The 2,489-nt window shown below is 57.8% G+C and carries 2 protein-coding genes; both read right to left on the reverse strand.

Annotation, left to right across the window (positions count from 1 at the left end; genetic code table 11):
* Positions 1-446 precede the first annotated feature (446 nt).
* Positions 447-1,367, reverse strand: a complete 921-nt coding sequence (gene tsf / locus WMO66_RS00635; RefSeq protein ID WP_349134473.1) for a translation elongation factor Ts — start codon at positions 1,365-1,367, stop codon at positions 447-449.
* Positions 1,368-1,450: 83 nt separating this feature from the next.
* On the reverse strand, positions 1,451-2,179 hold the full coding sequence (rpsB, locus tag WMO66_RS00640; RefSeq protein ID WP_349134474.1) for a 30S ribosomal protein S2: 729 nt from the start codon (positions 2,177-2,179) through the stop codon (positions 1,451-1,453).
* Positions 2,180-2,489 lie beyond the last annotated feature (310 nt).

The following is a 2,489-nucleotide window of genomic DNA, read 5'->3' on the forward strand; positions in this document are numbered from 1 at the left end:
CAATCGGTGCATACCATTTTAACGGTGGCCTGTGCGAATCGCCAGTGCCTTCTCGAGATTGCCACGGGCGCAAAGCGCCCTCGCAATGACAAATCTGGGGCCATTTCCATTTTAACGATAGTCTGTTCGGGTCGGCAGCGTACCGCCGGGAGCGGCATGCCGCTCCCCTACAAAATAGAAAAATCCCGCCAGGAGACCCGGCGGGATGCAGACTGTCAAAAAAACCTGCCCAGCCGAAAATTTCGGAGGGAAGAAAAGTGTGAAAGGAAACCGTCAGGGTGTCCTTTCGCGTCAAATAACCCGCCGCAGCGGCAGAATTGCAAAATCATGCTGCAAAATTTGATTTTGCAATTCTGGAAGCAGCTTGGCGAAAAAGTCCAAAGGGACTTTTTTGACAAGCTGAATCCCGCCGGGAGACCCGGCGGGATGAGCTGTGCGATCTTGAATTACTTTGCCAGACCGGCAGCGGCGGCGACTTCAGCGGCGAAATCGTCGGCCTTCTTCTCGATGCCCTCGCCCTTCTCAAAGCGAACGGCGTCGACAAACTTCACGGAGCCGCCCAGCGCCTTGGCAGCGCTGTTCATATACTGCTCGACCGTGACGCTGCCGTCCTTGACGAACGCCTGCTGCAGGAGGCAGTTCTCCTCGAAGAACTTGTTCATCTTGCCGGCGGCGATCTTCTCCTTGACCTGCAGGGGCTTGGAGGCCATCTTCTCGTCGTTGTCCATCTGGGCGACGAGGATCTTCTTCTCTTCTGCGAGCACGTCTTCGCTGACCTGGCTCTTATCCCAGAAGCGCGGGTTCAGAGCGGCGATCTGCATGGCGATATCCTTGCCGATCACGGTCGCGTCGATGCCGCCGGAGACCTCGAGGTTGACGAGGACGCCGATCTTGCCGCCCGCATGGACGTAAGCGACGCTGAAGTTCTCCGGGAAGCGGGCAAAGCGGCGGATCTGGATGTTCTCGCCGATGACCATGACCTTCTCAGGGATCATCTCGCCGACGGTCAGCTCGGAGCCGGGGTACTTGCAGTTCTTCAGGGCCTCGATGTCTGCGGGAGCGTCCGCAGCGACGACCTTGGCGATATCCTTGACGAAATCGACGAACAGCGGGGTCTTGGAAGCGAAGTCGGTCTCGGCATTGACCTCGACGACGACGCCGACGCCGTTCTCGACGGTGGCGTAAGCCATGCCCTCGGCAGCGATGCGGCTGGACTTCTTGGCGGCCTTCGCCAGGCCCTTTTCGCGCAGCCACTCAATGGCCTTGTCCATATCGCCGTCATTCTCGGACAGTGCCTTCTTGCAGTCCATCATGCCGACGTTGGTCATTTCACGCAGTTTCTTGACATCAGCAGCAGTAAATGCCATGGTTATATCCTCCTGTATCTTCTGTTTCGAAAAAACGCCCGCCGCACGCGGCGGGCGTCTGGTTTCCAATGAACCGGATGGGATTATTCGGCAGCAGCCTCGGCAGCCGGAGCGGCCTCGGTGTTGGCCTCGCCCTGACGGCCTTCCTGCACGGCGTTGGCCATGGTGGCGACGATCAGGCGGATGGCGCGGATGGCGTCATCGTTGCCGGGGATAACATAGTCGATCTCGTCCGGGTCGCAGTTCGTATCGACGATGGCGACGATGGGGATGTGCAGCTTGCGGGCCTCGGCGATGGCGTTGCGCTCCTTGCGGGGGTCAACGATGAACAGGGCGCCGGGGAGCTTCTTCATGTTCTTCACGCCGCCGAGATACTTCTCGAGCTTGGCGATCTCGCCCTCGTGCTTGATGACTTCCTTCTTGGGGAGCATGGCGAACGTGCCGTCCTCCTGCATCTTGCGCAGCTGAGCCAGACGGTCGATACGGGTGCGCATGGTCTTGAAGTTCGTCAGCATGCCGCCGAGCCAGCGGGCGTTGACATAATACTGATCGACGCGCTCCGCCTCTTCCTTGATGGCGTCCTGCGCCTGCTTCTTCGTGCCGACAAACAGGATGTTCTCGCCGTTGGCGGCAAGATCACGGACGAAGTTGTAGGCCTCTTCGATCTTCTTGACGGTCTTCTGCAGATCGATGATATAGATGCCGTTGCGCTCCGTGTAGATGTACGGAGCCATCTTGGGGTTCCAGCGTCTGGTCTGATGACCAAAGTGGACGCCTGCTTCGAGCAGACTCTTCATAGATACGACTGCCATTTTGTGTTTCTCCTTTTTGTTTTGACCTCCAGTCCGTTCCTCTTCCCCGTCCACCGCCGAGGCGGCACTGGGACGGAGCATCCCGGGCTGTGTGGGTTCTGAATTTGCGGGCCTTTGCCCACGCCGTACTATTATACAGGAGGAAGTTTCAGTTTTCAAGCGTTTTTTGCGAAAAACTGGTCTGTTTTTTCAGGGAACCTCTGATTAAATCGGCAAGATTGGATGGCGAGAGGTTTTTTGGCAAGGCGAGGTATGGAAAACGCAGGAATACTTTGTGTACCCGCAAGGGGCATGCCGCATCCGTAAGGCG

This window comes from Faecousia intestinalis (assembly GCF_040096185.1).
Taxonomy (GTDB): domain Bacteria; phylum Bacillota; class Clostridia; order Oscillospirales; family Oscillospiraceae; genus JAZOXB01.

What these genes read in the sequence shown, in the direction of transcription:
- tsf (WP_349134473.1), bottom strand. Translation starts at nt 1,367, where the DNA reads ATGGCATTTACTGCTGCTGATGTCAAGAAACTGCGTGAAATGACCAAC.
- rpsB (WP_349134474.1), bottom strand. Translation starts at nt 2,179, where the DNA reads ATGGCAGTCGTATCTATGAAGAGTCTGCTCGAAGCAGGCGTCCACTTT.